Consider the following 18,901-nt stretch of genomic DNA (forward strand, 5'->3'; position numbering starts at 1 on the left):
GAGCAGATGTAAAAGTCAATCGATCGGTGTCACGTCCATATGGAACGTTTGCTCCGATAGTCTTTTGATTGTACCGTCCGCTCGTGCTTCATTAATCGCTTTGTCAAACATTGCTTTAAGCTGCGTGTCACCTTTACGCAGCCCAATTCCGGCACCTTTCCCTACCACGCCTCCGTGGAAGCACGGACCAGCGAGCACCATGCCCTCGTTACCGGGTTTCGCGGCAGTGCCCATCAAAGAGTCTTTAGCACCAATCACGGCATCCACCCGACCCGCTAGCATATCCAAGTCTCGCGCTTCTGGGCTTTTGTATTGCCTTATGGATACACCCTTCAAATAGTGACTAGCAAACTCTACCGAGGTACCAGAGGAGAGTGTACCTACCGTTTTCCCGCTTAGCGCAATTTTAACCTCATCTAGGGCTTTTGTAGAAAGGGCCTCATCCATTAGAGATATCTTCCTATCATCAGCTGGCAACTTAGCTGCCAAATCACCGCCCTTCAGAGTGCCAAACGTATAACACAAGGCTGCATAAGGAATGGAAAAATCAATAACCAGCTCGCGCTTAGGAGTGATCGCCATATCATTGATAATGGCATCAAACTTACCGGCATTCAGTGCAGAAATCATGCTATCAAACGACTGAGCTGCAAATGTACACTTCACCTTCATGCGATTACAGAGATCATTCGCGAGATCAATCTCAAAACCAGCAAGTGTCCCATCAGGCTTAGTGTAATTCCAGGGAACAAAGCCACCCTCTGTCACGATTCGAATTTCCTTCGGAGGCGCGTCTTCCGCTGCAACTCCGAAACTTGCGCCCAACGTTGCTGCCAATATCGACGTAGCAAGTACCAGGCGTGCACATCCAGGAAAAGATTTTGTCATTATTTTAGCCTTCTTAGAGTAGTACCAGGGTGTTTTACAACTATCAAACTTATCCAGCAAGAAATTGTTTGAGTCGAACTGAACGCGTCCCACCGAATATTTCATCCGGGGTCCCCTCGTCCTTCACTAAACCTTGATCCATAAAAACCACTCGGCTAGACGCCTCCCGAGCAAAGCCCATTTCATGGGTAACTACAAGCATCGTCCGGCCCTCCTTCGCCAAACTCTTCATGACCCTCAGCACCTCACCGACCATCTCTGGATCTAGAGCTGAGGTTGGTTCGTCAAACAACATCAAAGCTGGACGCATTGCCAGTGCACGCGCGATGGCAACGCGTTGCTGTTGGCCTCCAGATAGGTGTGCCGGGTAGGCGTTTTCTTTGTTTGATATGCCGACTTTATCAAGCAGCTCCCTCGCCTCCTCCAAACACTCTTTTTTCGGACGGCGCTGTACGTACATAGGAGCCTCGATAATATTCTCGAGTACTGTTTTGTGCGACCAAAGGTTGAAGCTTTGAAATACCATCCCAACCTTTGAGCGAATCCTTTCTACCTGTTTATTATTATATTTCCTCGGCGCACTACCCCCACGAAATGAAATATCCAGGCGCTCACCAGCAACCACAATACTTCCCGCATCCGGAGTTTCAAGTAAATTTATACAGCGGAGTAGCGTCGACTTTCCCGACCCGGAGGAACCAAGTATTGAGACTACCTCGCCCTCCCGCGCTTGGAGCGAGATGCCTTTTAATACCTCTAAGCTTCCATATTGCTTACGAATATCCGTCAACTCCACCGCAGCAGGTGGGAGGAGATCATATACGTTACTCATGCTATTTTCTCCTTGATACTTGGAGAATGTTCAAAAACTGGCGGCCGCAAATTAGCGCTCAGCTTATATTCAGTCCAACGAACTACGCGCGTCATCATGTAGCTCATAGCGAAGTAAATTATCCCTGCAGATACATATACTTCAATCGGCCGATATGTCTGCGAAGCAATTGTAGTAGCTATACCTGTGACATCCATAAGTGTCACCAGGGACGCAAGGGCTGTCGCTTTCACCATAGCTATGAGTTCATTTCCATAAGCAGGAAGTGCTTGCCTCATTGCGAGCGGAGCGATGATCCTCCGCATCCTCATTAACCGAGACATTCCGCAAGCGGATGCAGCTTCAAGCTCTCCGCGACTTACAGATTTCAATCCCCCACGAATAATTTCCGCAGCATATGGAGAGGTATTAATCGTCAGAGCCAAAAGAACGCACCAAAATGGCTCACGAAGAAATGGCCAAAACACACTCCCGCGAACAACCGCGAACTGGCTTACCCCATAGTAAATTATAAATAGTAGAACCAGTAGGGGAACGCTTCGAAATAGCTGAACATAGAACCATGCAATAGCTCTCACCAACCTAAAAGAGGAGAGACCTAATAGAGCAACTACAAAACCTAGGAGCCCACCCAAAACAACACTGATAACAGCAAGCCCAATCGTAAGTGGTAGCCCAGGTAACAACTGAATGAATGTTTCATAGATAAACTGGAAGTCCATCACGCTCTCCCTAACAGGTTAAGTGAGTGGCGTCGCTCAACACGCTGAATCGCTAATGTCGAGCCCGTACACAGGATGAAGTAAATCAGCGCAGCTGCCAGGTAAAAATCAAACGGTAACCGAGTAGAGCCGGCGCCTACCTGAGCTTGTCGCATCAGTTCAGCCAACCCTGTCACTGATAGCAGAGAGGACTCCTTCAAAGCGCTGAGCCAGACGTTACCTAACCCTGGTAGCGCATGTCGTAACGTTAATGGCGCCACGATTCTTCGAAAGCGCAAATACCGCGGCATACCGCATGCGACGGCAGCTTCGATTTCGCCTTTATAGACTGCGTTAAACCCGCCTCTCAACACTTCGGTCCCTTGCGCACCCGATGTGACTGCGATCGCAATAGTACCGGCCAAGAAAGCAGGAAAGCTGGCGAAGCCGGACGAACCAAACAGAGGTTGGAACCAAGTGAGAACCGCGCTACCGCCAAAGTAAATTACATAGATAATCAGCAAGTCCGGTAGACCGCGAATTACAGTAGTGTAGGCTCCCGCAATGTCTGAAAAAGGCCTACGATTGGACACTTTGGCCCAAGCCCCGAATGTGCCAACAACCATGCCAAGCAGCATCCCGCAAATGGCCACAGCGAGCGTCACTGCTGCGCCGTGCAGTAGTGTCATACCCCAGCCGTTTGGGCCGAACCCAACGACCTCTAAAAAGCTAACTTCGTTCATGGCGGTTATGTCCTGTTAGATGACCGGATTTGCTAATTTGTCTTCGCGCATTGGACGCGATGACGCGGCGCACCTGAGAGGCTAGATTTCTAGCCCATAGATGTCTCTGGCAGCAGCCTCTGAAATCCGTTCTTCCTTCAGGTCACGGATCACCAATTCGCGCGACCGAAGTCTCGGATCACCGAAACCACCTCCTCCTGCTGCAACCATTCCCACTGCTTGACCTGCCTGAAGCACACTCTTACGGCGATCGAGTGGTGGAGCGCCGTCTGGCATCTCGACCCGGGCGGGAGCACCGCTATGTCCACTGAAAAGACCGTACGGAGGCAACCGGGTATTCGTACCACCAGCGGAAATGTTCGCAACATGATCCAGCACCCTCACGCGCCGTCTCATCGTCATTCCGCCGCGAAATTTTCCGGGGCCTCCCGAGTCCTGCATAAGCTCATAGCACTCGACCATAACCGGGTGTTCCGTCTCTAGTGCTTCAATGGGTAAGTTCGCAGTGTTAGTTGTATTAACCTGGACTCCATCAAGCCCATCTTTACCTGCGCGCGCTCCCATTCCGCCGCCCTGCATTTCGTTATATACATAGAATTTGCCGGTTCGTGGATGCAGGCCACTGGTTGTAAGCAGAATGCCTCCCGTAGATGCAGCAGCTATACGCTCCGGCAACACCGGGGAAAAAGCAGCGAAAATCATGTCCACCAGACGCATGGCGATATCAGTTCGACTATAAACAGCGGCAGGCGCTGTCGAATTCAACACACTTCCCACAGGAGCCGAAATGTGGATTGGCCTTTGAAATCCCGAGTTCGCCGGGATTTCAGGATCGATCAATGCTTTGACTGCAAAAAAGACCGTTGCCTGAAGGGCGGTAAACACCATATTGATAGGCGCACGGACTTGGGCCGGAGCGTCCGGAAACTCAAGGAACAAGTCGTCTCCCTGGACAGTAGCTCGCACCTTCAGGTCCAATATTTCGTCAATCAGATTCGTGTCAAACTCATGCTGAAACTCATATACGCCATCTGGAATCTGAGCAATACCGGCACGTGTTCGACGTTCCGTATAGTTCAGAATCTCTTTAGAAACTTCAGCAACAAGTTTACTGCCATAGCGTTTGCACAGATCCTGTAAGCGTTGGACACCAAGGCGATTGGCAGCCATCTGAGCGCGGAAGTCACTTTTACGCTCATGGGGCACTTGGCAATTGAGCAGAATGAGATCCATCACGTCATCTTGGAGGGTCCCTTCTTTGTAAAGTCGCACCGGAGGGATACGAAGCCCCTCCTGAAAGATGTGAGCGTGACCGCGATCCACAAAATCCGAATGGTGAGCGAGGTTGGCAACCCATCCAACCATTTCGTCCTCGATGAACACCGGCTCCATCAAGACAATATCATTCAGATGCGTCCCACCCCCCGTGTACGCATCATTACCTATGAATACATCACCTGGACGAACTGTTGACATATCGTGGTGTTCAAGCACGTATGCGACGATACCCAGCAGTGAACCCAGGTGAATAGGAATGTGCTCAGCTTGGGCAATTGTGTTCCCGGCGGTGTCGAACAGCGCGGCTGAGCAGTCCTGACGTTCCTTGATGTTCGTAGAGTATGCAGATCGAATAACTGCCTTACCCATCTCTTCCGCAATGGTTGAAAGCGCACTCCCAATGACGGCAACGGTAACTGGATCAAGCTTCACAGCGTACTGATTTTCCGACTGCAAGACAGATGTCGATTTATTGAGGTTCATACACGCTCCTCGATAATCAGATTGAGGTAAGAATCGACACTCGCAATCTGGCCGGGAAGAACCAGCGTCGTTGAGTCCATTTGATTGATAATCGCGGGACCGTCAATGACATGTCCTGGTCCCAGCTTCTCTCTGGCGTACAGGGGACACAACGTAAACCCTCCGGATTCAGGAATCCAAACGTCCCGAACCTCATCGACAGCATCTTCAACTCTAGAGAGCGCTACCGGCTGGGCTTGAAATTTTGCTTTTTCTACTCGCCCCACAGCAGCAACCCGAAGTGTTGTCACTTGGACTGGCTCTGTCGTCGCGATGTATCCGTAGGCGAGAAGGTGGGCATCCTCAAATGCTCGGCGTAACGTCTCAATCGTGTCGCAGTCAAATTTACCTACCGGGCAAGGTACGGCTAACTCAAAACCTTGACCTCCGTAGCGCATGTCCAGGGAACGTTCGAGGCTACGGCGCTCCCCTTCAATCTCCTCTTCTTCAAACCAGCAGGCAATATTTTCTTCTAACTCTGCGAAACCTGCTTCCAGGCTTATGCAGCTGCTTTCTTTGAGAGGAAGCAGGCGCGTCAATGATGTGGACGTGCGCAGATCGGTCAACAACAATCCCAGCGCACACATAACCCCTGGATACTTGGGAATGACAATTTTCGGCATATCGAGCGCACGCGCCAATCGCGAGGCATGGATGGGGCCGGCACCACCGAAGGCAAACATTGCATAGTCGCGAGGGTCGTGTCCGCGCTCAACAGATACCACTCGGATAGCCTTTGCCATGTTGGCAATCACCACGCTGATAATACCTTGCGCAGTTTCCATTACGCCCAATCCGAGCCGCTCTCCAAGTCTCGCAATAGCCACTTTGGCTTTCGCCTGATTGACACCTAGACGGCCATTGAGCAAAGCAATCGGGTTCAGAATTTGGAGGACGACGTTTGCGTCGGTCACAGTCGGCTCATCGTCGTTTCCGCGGTCAAAGCAGATAGGTCCGGGGTCTGCAGCAGCACTACGCGGCCCAACTTGCAAAAGGCCACCTGCATCCACATATGCAATTGAGCCTCCACCAGCACCAACGGTGTTGATATCGAGCATAGGAAGCTTAAGCGAGTGGCCATGAACGACAGCCAGGTTCGAAATGCTCGGAGTACCGTCTTTGATAAGCGATACGTCCGTTGAGGTGCCCCCCATGTCAAACGTAATCAGATTATCGAACCCAGCTGTTTCCGCGATGGCAATAGTACCCATCACGCCCGCGGCTGGACCTGAAAGCACAGTCCTGGCCGGAAAACGCTGAGCAGATTCGGATGAAATAATCCCGCCATTGGATTGAGTAAGATGTACTGGTGATGCGACGCCGATCTCGTCAAGTCTCGGCTTCAGGCGTTGTAGATAGTCATTGATGACCGGCCCAAGGTAAGCATTCACAACGGTAGTGGAAAACCGTTCATATTCACGGAACTCCCGCGCCACTTCGTGCGAGAGGGTGATGTAGGCACCAGGAATCTCTTCTTCGACGATTCTTCTGGCGCGCAGTTCATGTTCTGGATTGACGTAGCTGAACAGAAAGCAGATCGCGATTGACCGAACGCCCTTAGCGCGCAGCTTCCGCGCAACAGCACGAACAGCATCTTCATCCAACTCTTGGAAGACAGCTCCATCAAACAAGATCCGCTCGCCCACCTCAAAGCACTTATCGCGTGAAACAATGGGCTTTGGCTTTTCTGTCTGCAAGTCGTAGAGCGAGTCCCGTTTCTGACGCCGCAACTCAAGAATATCGCGAAAACCTGCTGTCGTAATAAGACCCGTTTCCGCGCCTCTTCCCACGATGAGAGCATTGGTCGCGACTGTCGTACCATGACCAAAGTAATGGACATCCGCAGCGTGACCGGAAACCAGTGATGCTTCTTGCAACCCTTGTTCGACTGCGATCGCGATGCCCTTGGAGGGGTCCTGAGGGGTGCTGCTCACCTTCCAGACAGAGATTTCGCCTTTGATTTCATCAAACAGGCAAATGTCTGTGAAGGTGCCTCCAGAATCGACGCCAATGCGAAGGCGTAGACGGTCAGCGGTTGAGGCGAGCATAGATCGTGCGCTCCAAAAATTATTCTTATGTGTAGCGTTTTACGAGCGAAAGCCACTTGAATGAATTGTAACTATCTATACCACATTTGCAAGCATAAAATTATACATTCACGACGAAGGGACAGCCTGATTTGGCAGCTTGTATCAATTCGCATACTCACGCCTGGCAGGGGGCCAGAGCGGCGGTATCGCCAAACGCCGCTCAATATTCTGCATGAAGCGCGCACCAATCTCGGCAATAGCCACTCCGAGCATTCCTGATAAGGGACTCATCGCCACTGACCCGTGAGGCACTACTACATCTACGACAGCCGCTCCTACGGATTTGGCTGTGGTTTCACCTAGCTCGATCGTGCTGGAACTGCCCAGAATTGAACCATCTCAGCGATTAACCAGCGCTGCGCTCTTGATGACTGGATATGAACTGACGAAAACGATCCGTTGGCACCCCTTCGAACAGCTCGGCCGGGGTACCTTGGCAGTCGATCTTGCCGTCTTGCATAAACAACACACGATTCGAGACATTACGTGCGAAACCCATTTCATGCGTCACCACCAGCATCGTGCGCCCTTCTTCCGCTAACGACCGCATTACCCGTAGTACCTCCCCTACCAGCTCTGGGTCGAGTGCAGAGGTAGGTTCGTCGAACAGCATCACCTGGGGATTCATAGCCAATGCCCGCGCGATCGCCACCCGCTGTTGCTGGCCACCAGAAAGGTGTCCTGGATAAGAGTCGCGCCGATCATAAAGCCCCACCTTGTGCAACAATCTGTGAGCCTCCTCTATACATTCCGAACGTGAGTGCTTCAGCACGTGTAGGGGGCCTTCGATAACGTTCTGCAAAACGGTCATATGCGACCAGAGATTAAAACTCTGAAAAACCATGCCTAACTTGCTGCGAATCTTTTCGACCTGCCGAGCATGGCGCGGCGACTGGCCTCCATCACCGCGTCGCTTCATTTCGATGGTTTCACCATCTACCACGATTGAGCCTTCATCGGGTGTCTCTAGCAAATTAATACAACGAAGCAGCGTACTTTTGCCTGACCCACTGGCCCCAAGAATGGAGATTACGTCCCCCTTATGAGCATCCATCGATATTCCGTTCAGCACCTTGCTTGCGCCGAAAGCTTTATGAATATTTGATACTGACAAGGCTGCGCTGCGTTGAGAAATCATGACTAGCTCCGCTGAACTCAGGAGAAGAGAGGAGCATGGGCAAGTGTATTTCGCACCACTTGGAATACCCCATGCTCTCAATACCGTTGGAAACACTTCAAATGCACGCCCAAGGCAGTATTTGAAGACCAATCTATTACCGTCAGCTCGAAAGCATTGGCAGGTTCAGCCCCTGTTCCTTGGCGCAATCGATCGCGATCTGGTAGCCCGCGTCGGCATGGCGCATGACGCCGGTCGCCGGGTCGTTGTGCAAGACACGAGCGATACGCTCGGCCGCTTCGTCAGTACCGTCGCAGACAATCACCATGCCCGAGTGCTGGGAGAAGCCCATGCCGACGCCGCCGCCGTGGTGCAGGGAAACCCAGGTCGCGCCGCTCGCGGTGTTGAGCAGTGCGTTGAGCAGTGGCCAGTCGGATACGGCGTCGGAACCGTCCTGCATCGATTCGGTTTCACGGTTCGGGCTCGATACGGAACCTGAGTCCAGGTGATCCCGACCGATCACGATGGGCGCGGACAATTCACCGCTGCGGACCATTTCGTTGAACGCCAGGCCGAGCTTGGCGCGCAGACCCAGGCCAACCCAGCAGATACGTGCCGGCAGACCCTGGAAGCTGATGCGCTCGCGGGCCATGTCCAGCCAGTTGTGCAGGTGCGCGTCGTCCGGGATCAGTTCCTTGACCTTGGCGTCGGTCTTGTAGATGTCTTCAGCGTTGCCCGACAGTGCAGCCCAGCGGAACGGGCCGATACCACGGCAGAACAGCGGACGGATGTAGGCCGGTACAAAGCCTGGGAAGTCGAATGCGTTTTCCACGCCTTCTTCCTGAGCCATCTGACGGATGTTGTTGCCGTAGTCGAAGGTCGGGATGCCCATTTTCTGGAAATCCAGCATCGCTTTAACGTGCACAACCATCGATTGCTTGGCCGCCTTGACCACCGCAGCCGGCTCGGTCTTGGCGCGAGCGCGGTATTCTTCCCAGGTCCAGCCGGCTGGCAAGTAACCGTTCAGAGGGTCGTGAGCGCTGGTCTGGTCGGTAACCATATCCGGGCGCACACCACGACGCACCATTTCCGGCAGGATTTCAGCGGCGTTACCCAGCAGGGCGATTGAAATCGCTTTGCCTTCTTTGGTGTATTTTGAAATGCGGGCCAGCGCGTCGTCGAGGTCGGTGGCTTGCTCATCGACATAGCGGCTGCTCAGGCGGAAATCGATGCTCACTTGTTGGCATTCGATGTTCAGCGAGCAAGCCCCGGCCAGAGTTGCCGCCAGAGGTTGAGCACCACCCATGCCGCCCAGACCTGCGGTCAGGACCCAGCGACCTTTCAAGTCATTGTTGTAGTGTTGGCGACCGGCTTCAACGAAGGTTTCGTAGGTTCCCTGGACGATGCCTTGGCTGCCAATGTAGATCCAACTGCCAGCTGTCATCTGGCCGTACATGGCCAGGCCTTTGGCGTCGAGTTCGTTGAAGTGCTCCCAACTCGCCCAGTGTGGCACCAGATTGGAGTTGGCGATCAGTACGCGCGGGGCGTTGGTGTGGGTCTTGAACACGCCGACCGGCTTGCCGGATTGCACCAGCAGGGTCTCGTCGTCGTTCAGGTTGGTCAGGCTTTCAACGATCTTGTCGTAGCATTCCCAGTTACGTGCCGCGCGACCAATGCCACCGTAAACCACCAACTCCTTAGGGTTCTCGGCGACTTCCGGGTCGAGGTTGTTCATCAGCATGCGCAGCGGCGCTTCGGTCAGCCAAGATTTAGCGGTTAGCTGGTTACCACGTTGTGCACGGATAACAACGTCGCGGAATTTGCTATTGGACACGGTTCAACTCCTGTGCGCTTGTTTGTTTGAACAGGAGTGATGTGAAGGGCGCACTTACATCATCCTGTATATACAGGCTGATGCAAGCCAAGGGCCAGAGAGACTCTACGTGTATAATTATTTTCAGAAAATGAAATAAAAACCTATAAATCAATGAGATATGATTTCTAGTAAATTTTTAACGGCTAACTTTTTCCAGCTTCTGATGAGCTGACGTGCAAAAGCTCGGCGAAATATGTAACCAAACTACTCACCACCAGGCCTAAGACAACAAAAAAACGGAGTGATGGGTAACTCGGTTACTACACTGATCGATCTGACAGGTTTAGATATCGTTATCGATTCGTTTTTACATAATTTCATACATGTCCGCGACGCGACTCTCCCTTGGAGGGTTTCTGATGGCCATCGCATACAGCATTGGTGTACTGAGGACCTGGAGGAGCCGGCTACGATAGCGCGGTGTCGGCATATCCATGATGACTGATAAACCAGCGATCGCTGGCAAGCCAGCTACAGGTCTGCTTCCCGGACAGATAATCACCCGAACAGCCAATACCCCAGAAACGTCAGCCCCACTACCGCCAACACCGGGCGCATCGCGCCCGGATCAACCAATCGCCTGAATGCCGCCTTATGCCTGGTCTTCCTTCTCGGTGAACAGGTCACTGAACAGCATGCTCGACAGGTAACGCTCACCGGAATCCGGCAGGATCACCACGATGGTCTTGCCCTGCATTTCCGGGGTCTCCGCCAGGCGCACCGCGACAGCCATGGCCGCACCGCAGGAGATACCGCACAAAATCCCTTCTTCCTGCATCAAGCGCAGGGCCATAGCCTTGGACTCGTCGTCGCTGACCAGTTCGACCCGGTCCACGATCGACAGATCGAGGTTTTTCGGCACAAAACCGGCACCAATACCCTGGATCTTGTGCGGGCTCGGCTTGATCTCTTCACCGGCCAGCGCCTGGGTGATCACCGGCGAGACGGCAGGCTCCACGGCCACCGAGATAATCGGTTTGCCCTGGGTATTCTTGATGTAGCGCGAAACGCCAGTGATGGTTCCGCCTGTTCCGACACCGGCCACCAAAACGTCGACCGCACCGTCGGTGTCGTTCCAGATTTCCGGCCCGGTGGTCTTTTCATGGATGGCCGGGTTGGCCGGATTATCGAACTGTGCCGGCATGAAGTATCGGGATGGATCCCCAGCGACAATTTCGCCGGCCTTCTCGATGGCACCTTTCATGCCCTTGGCCGGTTCGGTCAGCACCAGTTCGGCGCCCAGGGCCTTGAGCACTTTGCGTCGCTCGATACTCATGGACGCCGGCATGGTCAGCATCAACTTGTAACCACGGGCGGCGGCTACGAAGGCCAGGCCAATACCGGTGTTGCCGGAGGTCGGTTCGACAATGGTCATGCCAGGCTTGAGTTTGCCGGTGCTTTCGGCATCCCAGATCATGTTCGCGCCGATCCGGCACTTGACTGAGTAACCCGGGTTACGCCCTTCGATCTTGGCCAGGATGGTCACGCCGCGCGGGGCGATGCGATTGATCTGCACCAGCGGTGTATTGCCGATGGAATGGGCGTTGTCTGCGTAAATGCGGCTCATGGCTGGGTCCTTACTACAGCATTTGATAAGCGCACAAAGGTATGCCTGTTACCTGTAGTCGTCCAGTCAGGTCGAACGTCCAGTTGTTACAGGAGTCAATGGCTTTAGATCGCCAGAGATTTGCCACCATGAAACGTCGATACAGTTGGCCCCTATGGACCTTCGCCGGCCTGATTGTGCTGCTGATTGCCCTGCATTTCGCGCTGCCCTATCTGGTGCGCGACTACCTCAACGACCGCCTCGCGGACATGGGTGATTACCGCGGCCAGATCACCGATGTGGACCTGGCCCTGTGGCGCGGCGCCTACAAAATCAATGGCTTGAAGATCGTCAAGGTCGACGGCAAGGTGCCGGTTCCGTTCGTCGATGCACCGTTGATCGACCTCTCGGTCAGCTGGCACTCACTCTGGCATGACCATGCGGTAGTGGCCGAGGTGACATTCGTCCGGCCTGAAGTGAATTTCGTCGACGGTGGCGCCAACAAACAGAACTCTCAAACCGGCCAAGGCACCGACTGGCGCGCCCAGTTGGGCAAATTGCTGCCGATCACCCTGAACGAAGTAAAGATCGATGACGGCAAGATCAGTTTTCGCAATTTCAATTCCAAACCTGCGGTGAACATGAACGCCACCAAGGTCGATGCGAGCATTTACAACCTGACCAATGTCGTCGATACCGAAGGCAAACGTGACGCACGCTTCGAAGGCAAAGCCCTGTTGCTGGGGCACGCACCACTTGAAACAAGCGCCACTTTCGACCCGCTGAGCAATTTCGAAGACTTCGAGTTTCGCCTGCGCGCCCGGGACATCGAACTCAAACGGTTGAACGACTTCGCAGCGGCCTATGGCAAGTTCGACTTCAACGCCGGCCACGGCGACGTGGTGATCGAAGCGCAGGCGAAAAAAGCCAGGTTAACGGGCTATATCAAGCCGCTGTTGAAAGACGTCGATGTGTTCAACTGGCAGCAGGACGTGGAAAACAAAGACAAAGGGATATTCCGATCCATTTGGGAGGCCATAGTCGGGGGCTCTGAAACCGTGCTGAAGAACCAGGGCAAGAATCAGTTTGCCACCCGCGTCGAACTGAAAGGCAACGTACATCGGCAAGATATCAGCGCATTCCAGGCGTTTTTGCAGATTTTACGTAATGGTTTCATCCAGGCATTCAATGCACGGTATGAGAATCCCAAGCCGGATGCCGGCTGAGTCAGGATGTGACGCTCCATTCAGAGACTGAATAAGCCGTCTGCGTTCACAGTCGACCGGGCAGCGCGTTATAGTCGGGGCTGACATTTTATTGCGCCCCGCCCTGCCTTTTCAGGTCGGCGTTACCGTTCGAGGATTAGCAGATGAAGTTCGAAGGCACCCAGGCCTACGTCGCCACCGATGACCTGAAGCTGGCGGTGAATGCCGCCATCACCCTGGAGCGGCCATTGCTGGTCAAGGGCGAACCAGGCACCGGCAAGACCATGCTCGCCGAGCAACTGGCCGAATCCTTTGGCGCCAAGCTGATCACCTGGCACATCAAGTCCACCACCAAGGCTCACCAGGGCCTGTACGAGTACGACGCGGTCAGCCGCCTGCGCGATTCGCAACTGGGCACGGAAAAGGTCCACGACGTTCGCAACTACCTGAAAAAGGGCAAGCTCTGGGAAGCCTTCGAATCCGAAGAGCGGGTGATCCTGCTGATCGATGAAATCGACAAGGCCGACATCGAATTCCCCAACGACCTGCTGCAAGAACTCGACAAAATGGAGTTCTACGTTTACGAGATCGACGAGACCATCAAGGCCAAGAAGCGTCCGATCATCATCATTACCTCCAACAACGAGAAAGAGCTGCCGGACGCATTCCTGCGCCGCTGCTTCTTCCACTACATCGCGTTCCCGGATCGCACGACCATGCAGCGGATCGTCGACGTGCATTACCCGGACATCAAGAAAGACCTGGTCAGCGAAGCGCTGGACGTGTTCTTCGACGTGCGCAAGGTGCCGGGCCTTAAGAAAAAACCATCGACCTCAGAGCTGGTGGACTGGCTGAAGCTGCTGATGGCCGACAACATCGGCGAAGCGGTCCTGCGCGAACGCGATCCGACCAAGGCCATCCCGCCGCTGGCCGGCGCCTTGGTGAAGAACGAACAGGACGTGCAATTGCTTGAGCGCCTGGCGTTCATGAGCCGTCGCGGCAGTCGTTGATCATCCGGGGCAAAGACCATGCTGCTCAACCTGTTCAATGAAATGCGCGCAGCCAAGGTGCCGGTCTCGGTGCGTGAGCTGCTGGACCTGATCAACGCGCTGAAACAGCGCGTGACCTTCGCCGACATGGACGAGTTCTATTACCTGTCCCGGGCGATCCTGGTGAAGGACGAAAAGCATTTCGACAAATTCGATCGAGCGTTCGGGGCCTATTTCAACGGCCTGGAAAAACTCGATGATCACTTGCAGGCGCTGATCCCCGAAGATTGGCTGCGCAAGGAGTTCGAGCGTTCACTGACCGACGAAGAGCGCGCGGCGATCCAGTCCCTTGGGGGCCTGGACAAGCTGATCGAAGAGTTCAAGAAGCGCCTGGAAGAACAGAAGGAACGCCATGCCGGTGGCAACAAGTGGATCGGCACCGGTGGTACCAGCCCGTTCGGTTCCGGCGGTTTCAACCCCGAAGGCATTCGGGTCGGCGATGCCGGCAAGCGTCAGGGCAAGGCAGTCAAGGTCTGGGACCAGCGCGAGTACAAGAACCTCGATGACACCGTCGAGCTGGGCACGCGCAATATCAAGGTCGCCCTGCGCCGCCTGCGCAAGTTCGCCCGCCAGGGCGCGGCCGAAGAGCTGGACATCGATGGCACCATCGACCACACCGCCAAAGATGCCGGTTTGCTGAATATCCAGATGCGGCCGGAGCGGCGTAACACCGTCAAGCTGTTGCTATTGTTCGATATCGGCGGCTCGATGGACGCTCACGTGAAGATCTGCGAAGAGCTGTTCTCGGCCTGCAAGACCGAGTTCAAGCACCTGGAGTACTTCTACTTTCACAACTTCATTTATGAATCGGTGTGGAAGAACAACATGCGCCGCACCTCCGAGCGCACCTCGACCATGGACCTGCTGCACAAGTACGGTGCCGACTACAAAGTGATTTTCATCGGTGACGCCGCGATGGCGCCCTACGAAATCACCCAGGCAGGCGGCAGCGTCGAGCACTGGAACGAAGAAGCCGGTTACGTGTGGATGCAGCGGTTCAAGGAGAAGTACAAGAAGCTCATCTGGATCAACCCGTACCCGAAAGACACCTGGGGCTATACCTCGTCGACCAATATCGTGCGGGACTTGATCGATGACCAGATGTATCCCCTGACCCTTCGCGGGTTGGAGGAAGGGATGCGGTTTTTATCCAAATAGGAATGTATTGCCGGTAAGGGCCTCTTCGCGAGCAAGCCCGCTCCCACATTTACTCTGTGCCTTGCACAACGCCAATGTGGGAGCCGGGCTTGCTCCGGAGCGCGTTCCGACGATGCTATTAGCGGTTCTGAAACCTGCGCAAATATTCAATCTGCTCGCGATACGCCACCTCCTGCACCACCGGGCGCAGCCGCACCTGCTTACCCGGCAGGCATTGCGCCAAGCGCGCCAGCGCCAACGGCGTCAACGCCCCCAGACGCGGATAGCCACCAATGGTCTGCCGATCATTGAGCAGGACGATCGGTTGCCCGTCCGGCGGTACCTGAACCGCACCCAGCGGGATGCCTTCGGAAATCATCGGCTTGCCCTGATACTGCAGCGCAGGGCCCAAGAGACGAATGCCCATGCGGTCGGCACGGCTGTCCAGACTCCAGGTGCTGTTGAACGCATCGAACAGACTCTGCCCGCTGAACTCGCCGATTTGCGCCCCCAGCACCAGGTCCAGCGGTGTATCCAGGTTCAGGTCCGGTCGCTGATCTGCCGGTACATCGCGCAGCAGCATCAGCGGATTCCCCGAATAGCTCAACGAAGCACCTTGGCTCAATGGACGACCCATGCCATCCAGCCCCCCCAGTTCTTCGCGGACCACGGTGGCGCTGCTGCCCAACACCTTCGGTGCGGCAAAACCACCCGGCGCGGCCAGATAGGCTCGGGCCCCAAGCAATGGTTGAGTGAATTGCAAACGCTGGCCCTTGTGCAGTCTGAAACTGCGCCATGGCGCCAACGCTTCGCCATCGACCTGCGCGCCCAGATCCGCTCCGGCCAGTGCCAGCAGACATTCGTCTTCGGCCACCAGGGTCAGCCCGCCGAGGGTGATTTCGATCACCGCTACATCCAGTGCATTGCCCAGCAGCCAATTGGCCCAGGCCATCGAGCACCAATCGACCGCCCCGCCCTGGGTCACCCCCAGGTGCCGCACGCCAAAACGCCCCGCATCCTGCAACAAGCAAAGTGGCGTGCTCGCTTCAATACTCAGACGGCTCATGCCTGGGCCTCCAATGGCGTGTCATCCCCGCCCAGATTGATGAACTCGGCGTGGCCGACCGCTTCGAAGCGCACCGTGTCGCCCGGCTGCATCAGGCTGTAGCCATCGCGGTGGCGGTCGAACAATCTGGCCGGGGTGCGACCGATCAGGTTCCAGCCCCCGGGGGATACCACCGGATAGGCCGCCGTTTGTCGTTCGGCGATGCCGACGCTGCCGGCTGCGACTTTCTTGCGGGGCGTGTTCAGACGCGGCGCGGCGAGGACCTCCTCCACCAGTCCCATGAACGCGAACCCCGGCGCAAAGCCCAGGGCGAAAACCTGATACTCACGCTCGCTATGACGGCGGATCACCTCATCCACCGTCAAGCCGCTGCGCTGCGATAACAGGCTCAGCTCCGGGCCGACGCTCGGGTCGTACCACACCGGCAGCACATGGCAAGCGCCGCGCTTTCTGGCATTGGGCGAAAGATCGATCAATGCCTGGGCGATCAACTCCCGGGCCTGGGACGGGCTCAATCCGCTCAGGTCAAAGTGCACCATCAAGGTGGTGTAAGAAGGCACCAGATCGATCAAATGCCCGGCAAACGCACTGCGCAGGCTTTCGCTGGCAGCGAGCATCCACGGCATGTTGGCTTCGGCGATTTCATCGAACAGGCGCACCATCAGGCAATCGAGCGCTACGACTTCAACCCGCAGTTTCATGAGGCGCTCGGCTGATTCAAGGCTGCACGGATACGTTGCACGGCGGCGACCGAACCGGCGTTGTCGCCGTGCACGCAAAGGGTGTTGGCCTGCAAGTGCAAAGCGCTGCCGTCACTGGCGGTGAGATGATCGCCACGGGCAATGATCAGTGCCTGTTCGACGACTTGCTCGGGATCATGATGCACTGCTCCCGGCAATTGTCGCGACAGCAACCTGCCGGCGCTGTCATAGCCGCGATCGGCAAAGGCTTCGAACCACAGGGTCACGCCATACTCCTCGCCCAACTGCCGGGCGGCGCTATTGTCGGCAGTGGCCATCAACATCAACGGCAGGCTACGGTCATAGGACGCTACAGCCTGGAGCACCGCGCGCAATTGCGCCGGGTTGGCCATCATGTCGTTGTACATCGCGCCGTGGGGTTTGACGTAGCTCACCCGACCGCCCTGGGCCCGGCAAATGCCGTCGAGGGCGCCGATCTGGTAATGCAGAATGTCCTGCAGTTCCTGGGCGCTGTAGGTCATGGACCGACGGCCGAACCCGACCAGATCCTGATAGGCCGGATGCGCGCCGATTTGCACGCCGTGGCTCAGGGCCAGGCTGACAGTCTTGCGCATGACGCCCGGGTCACCGGCATGGAAGCCGCAGGCGATGTTGGCGCAGTCGATGAAGGGCATCACCTCGGCGTCCAGACCCATGGTCCAACTGCCGAAACTCTCGCCGATGTCACAGTTCAATAGCAGGCGGCTCACAGTGAACACTCCTGTAGGTTTTATTCTTCTTCGCTGTAATGCATCTACCGCGCAGGTTATCAGTTACTGAGCGTCCAGTTGCTTGCCACGGGTTTCCGGCAGGCTGAGTGCCGCCAGAATCACCACGCCGTAGGAAACCGCCGCGAACGCGCCGATCCCCACGCTCAATGGCACCGTCTGGCTGAGCAAGCCAATCAGCAACGGGAACAGCGCCGCCAGCGCCCGGCCGATGTTGTAGCAAAAACCCTGCCCCGAACCGCGAATCCGCGTAGGAAACAGTTCGGTCAGAAACGCGCCCATGCCGCTGAAGATCCCCGAGGCAAAGAAGCCCAGCGGGAAGCCCAGCCACAGCATGACGCCGTTGCTCACGGGCAATTGCGTATACAGCAGGACGATGGTGAACGAGCCGACCGCGAACAGGATGAAGTTCTTTTTGCGCCCAAGGATGTCAGTCAAATACGCACTGATGACATAGCCAACGTAGGAACCGATGATCACCATCGCCAGATAACCGCCGGTGCCGAGTACGCTCAAGCCGCGTTCGTTCTTCAGGAAAGTCGGCAACCAGGAGGTGATCGCGTAGTAGCCACCCAGAGCACCCGTGGTCAATAACGAGGCGCGGAACGTGGTGAAGAGCATGCCGGGGGCGAAGATCTCGTAGAACTTCGAGGGATTGCTCGGTGCTTCCTTGGCCTTGGCCTGGCGATAGATCTCCGGGTCCTTGACCAGGCGGCGAACGAAAATCACAAAAATCGCCGGCACGATCCCGAGAATGAACAGTGCGCGCCAGGCGTCTTCCGGTGGCAGCAGCGAGAACAACACTGCATACAGAATCGCCGTCAGCCCCCAACCCAGCGCCCAGCCGGATTGCACCATGCCAACCGCCTTGCCGCGATCCTGGGCGCGAATCACTTCACCGATCAACACCGCACCGGCCGTCCATTCGCCACCGAAACCGAAGCCCATCAGGGTGCGCGCGATCAGTAACTGTTCGTAGTTCTGGGCGAAGCCGCAGAGGAAGGTAAAGAAGGCGAACCACAACACGGTCAGTTGCAAGGTGCGCACGCGACCGATGCGGTCGGAGAGAATCCCTGCCACCCAGCCACCGATGGCCGAAGCGATCAGCGTACTGGTGTGAATCAGCCCGGCCTCGCCGGTGGTGATGCCCCACATGGCAATCAGGGTCGGCACCACGAAGCTGAGCATCTGCGTGTCCATGCCGTCCAGGCCATAGCCGATCTTGCAACTCCAGAAGGTGCGGCGTTCCTGCTGATTGATGTTGCGATACCAGTCGAAGGGTCCAGGACGGGCGGTGGCTTTGGGGATGTCGAGGGTGTCGGGCGCACTCATGGCAAATCTCCGCGCATATTTTATTGGTATTGTTCTGAGCCCCGACGACGC

16 protein-coding genes are annotated in these 18,901 nt (G+C 55.7%); 3 read left to right on the forward strand and 13 right to left on the reverse strand.

The window, feature by feature from the left end; all coding sequences use genetic code 11:
• Window positions 1-15 precede the first annotated feature (15 nt).
• The 9 genes from AC07OG_RS15910 to cysK all read right to left on the reverse strand — a co-directional run bounded on the left by AC07OG_RS15910 (window position 16) and on the right by cysK (window position 11,614).
• On the reverse strand, window positions 16-993 hold the full coding sequence (locus tag AC07OG_RS15910) for a transporter substrate-binding domain-containing protein (RefSeq protein WP_495067443.1): 978 nt from the start codon (window positions 991-993) through the stop codon (window positions 16-18).
• On the reverse strand, window positions 938-1,720 hold the full coding sequence (locus AC07OG_RS15915; RefSeq protein ID WP_218425851.1) for an ABC transporter ATP-binding protein: 783 nt from the start codon (window positions 1,718-1,720) through the stop codon (window positions 938-940). The genes AC07OG_RS15910 and AC07OG_RS15915 overlap by 56 nt, the downstream gene beginning before the upstream one ends.
• Window positions 1,717-2,442 (reverse strand): ABC transporter permease, encoded by a 726-nt coding sequence (locus AC07OG_RS15920; RefSeq protein ID WP_495067444.1) that lies wholly within the window; start codon window positions 2,440-2,442, stop codon window positions 1,717-1,719. Before AC07OG_RS15920 ends, AC07OG_RS15915 begins: the two co-directional genes overlap by 4 nt.
• Entirely contained in the window at window positions 2,442-3,164 is a 723-nt protein-coding gene (locus tag AC07OG_RS15925) for an ABC transporter permease (RefSeq protein ID WP_218425853.1), read from the reverse strand. Before AC07OG_RS15925 ends, AC07OG_RS15920 begins: the two co-directional genes overlap by 1 nt.
• A gap of 81 nt (window positions 3,165-3,245) precedes the next feature.
• A complete protein-coding gene (locus AC07OG_RS15930; protein ID WP_495067445.1) occupies window positions 3,246-4,925 on the reverse strand; it encodes a hydantoinase B/oxoprolinase family protein in 1,680 nt (559 codons plus the stop codon).
• Complete coding sequence (locus AC07OG_RS15935; RefSeq protein WP_495067446.1) at window positions 4,922-7,012, reverse strand: hydantoinase/oxoprolinase family protein; 2,091 nt, start codon at window positions 7,010-7,012, stop codon at window positions 4,922-4,924. Before AC07OG_RS15935 ends, AC07OG_RS15930 begins: the two co-directional genes overlap by 4 nt.
• A gap of 388 nt (window positions 7,013-7,400) precedes the next feature.
• A complete protein-coding gene (locus AC07OG_RS15940) occupies window positions 7,401-8,192 on the reverse strand; it encodes an ABC transporter ATP-binding protein (protein ID WP_218425856.1) in 792 nt (263 codons plus the stop codon).
• Between the two features lie 142 nt (window positions 8,193-8,334).
• Window positions 8,335-10,005, reverse strand: coding sequence for a urocanate hydratase (gene hutU / locus AC07OG_RS15945; protein ID WP_495067447.1), 1,671 nt, complete (start codon window positions 10,003-10,005; stop codon window positions 8,335-8,337).
• A 634-nt stretch (window positions 10,006-10,639) separates the two neighbouring features.
• Window positions 10,640-11,614, reverse strand: coding sequence for a cysteine synthase A (gene cysK, locus AC07OG_RS15950; RefSeq protein ID WP_495067448.1), 975 nt, complete (start codon window positions 11,612-11,614; stop codon window positions 10,640-10,642).
• A 98-nt stretch (window positions 11,615-11,712) separates the two neighbouring features.
• On the opposite strand from cysK, the gene AC07OG_RS15955 reads away from it, so the two are divergent.
• The 3 genes from AC07OG_RS15955 to AC07OG_RS15965 all read left to right on the forward strand — a co-directional run bounded on the left by AC07OG_RS15955 (window position 11,713) and on the right by AC07OG_RS15965 (window position 15,005).
• Window positions 11,713-12,819, forward strand: a complete 1,107-nt coding sequence (locus AC07OG_RS15955; protein WP_495067449.1) for a DUF748 domain-containing protein — start codon at window positions 11,713-11,715, stop codon at window positions 12,817-12,819.
• A gap of 143 nt (window positions 12,820-12,962) precedes the next feature.
• Window positions 12,963-13,808 carry an AAA family ATPase gene (locus tag AC07OG_RS15960; protein WP_060541285.1) on the forward strand — a complete coding sequence of 282 codons (846 nt, stop codon included), beginning with the start codon at window positions 12,963-12,965 and terminating at the stop codon, window positions 13,806-13,808.
• Window positions 13,809-13,826: 18 nt separating this feature from the next.
• Window positions 13,827-15,005, forward strand: coding sequence for a vWA domain-containing protein (locus tag AC07OG_RS15965; RefSeq protein ID WP_060541284.1), 1,179 nt, complete (start codon window positions 13,827-13,829; stop codon window positions 15,003-15,005).
• Window positions 15,006-15,123: 118 nt separating this feature from the next.
• On the opposite strand, the gene AC07OG_RS15970 is transcribed toward AC07OG_RS15965, so the two are convergent.
• The 4 genes from AC07OG_RS15970 to AC07OG_RS15985 form a co-directional block, all read right to left on the reverse strand.
• Window positions 15,124-16,050 (reverse strand): 5-oxoprolinase subunit C family protein, encoded by a 927-nt coding sequence (locus tag AC07OG_RS15970; protein WP_495067450.1) that lies wholly within the window; start codon window positions 16,048-16,050, stop codon window positions 15,124-15,126.
• Window positions 16,047-16,751 carry a 5-oxoprolinase subunit B family protein gene (locus AC07OG_RS15975; protein ID WP_060541282.1) on the reverse strand — a complete coding sequence of 235 codons (705 nt, stop codon included), beginning with the start codon at window positions 16,749-16,751 and terminating at the stop codon, window positions 16,047-16,049. The genes AC07OG_RS15970 and AC07OG_RS15975 overlap by 4 nt, the downstream gene beginning before the upstream one ends.
• Window positions 16,748-17,500 (reverse strand): 5-oxoprolinase subunit PxpA, encoded by a 753-nt coding sequence (locus AC07OG_RS15980; protein ID WP_060541281.1) that lies wholly within the window; start codon window positions 17,498-17,500, stop codon window positions 16,748-16,750. The genes AC07OG_RS15975 and AC07OG_RS15980 overlap by 4 nt, the downstream gene beginning before the upstream one ends.
• Before the next feature lie 63 nt (window positions 17,501-17,563).
• Window positions 17,564-18,850 (reverse strand): MFS transporter, encoded by a 1,287-nt coding sequence (locus AC07OG_RS15985; protein ID WP_060541280.1) that lies wholly within the window; start codon window positions 18,848-18,850, stop codon window positions 17,564-17,566.
• Window positions 18,851-18,901: the final 51 nt, after the last annotated feature.

The organism is Pseudomonas sp. GW821-FHT09H03, from assembly GCF_059415945.1.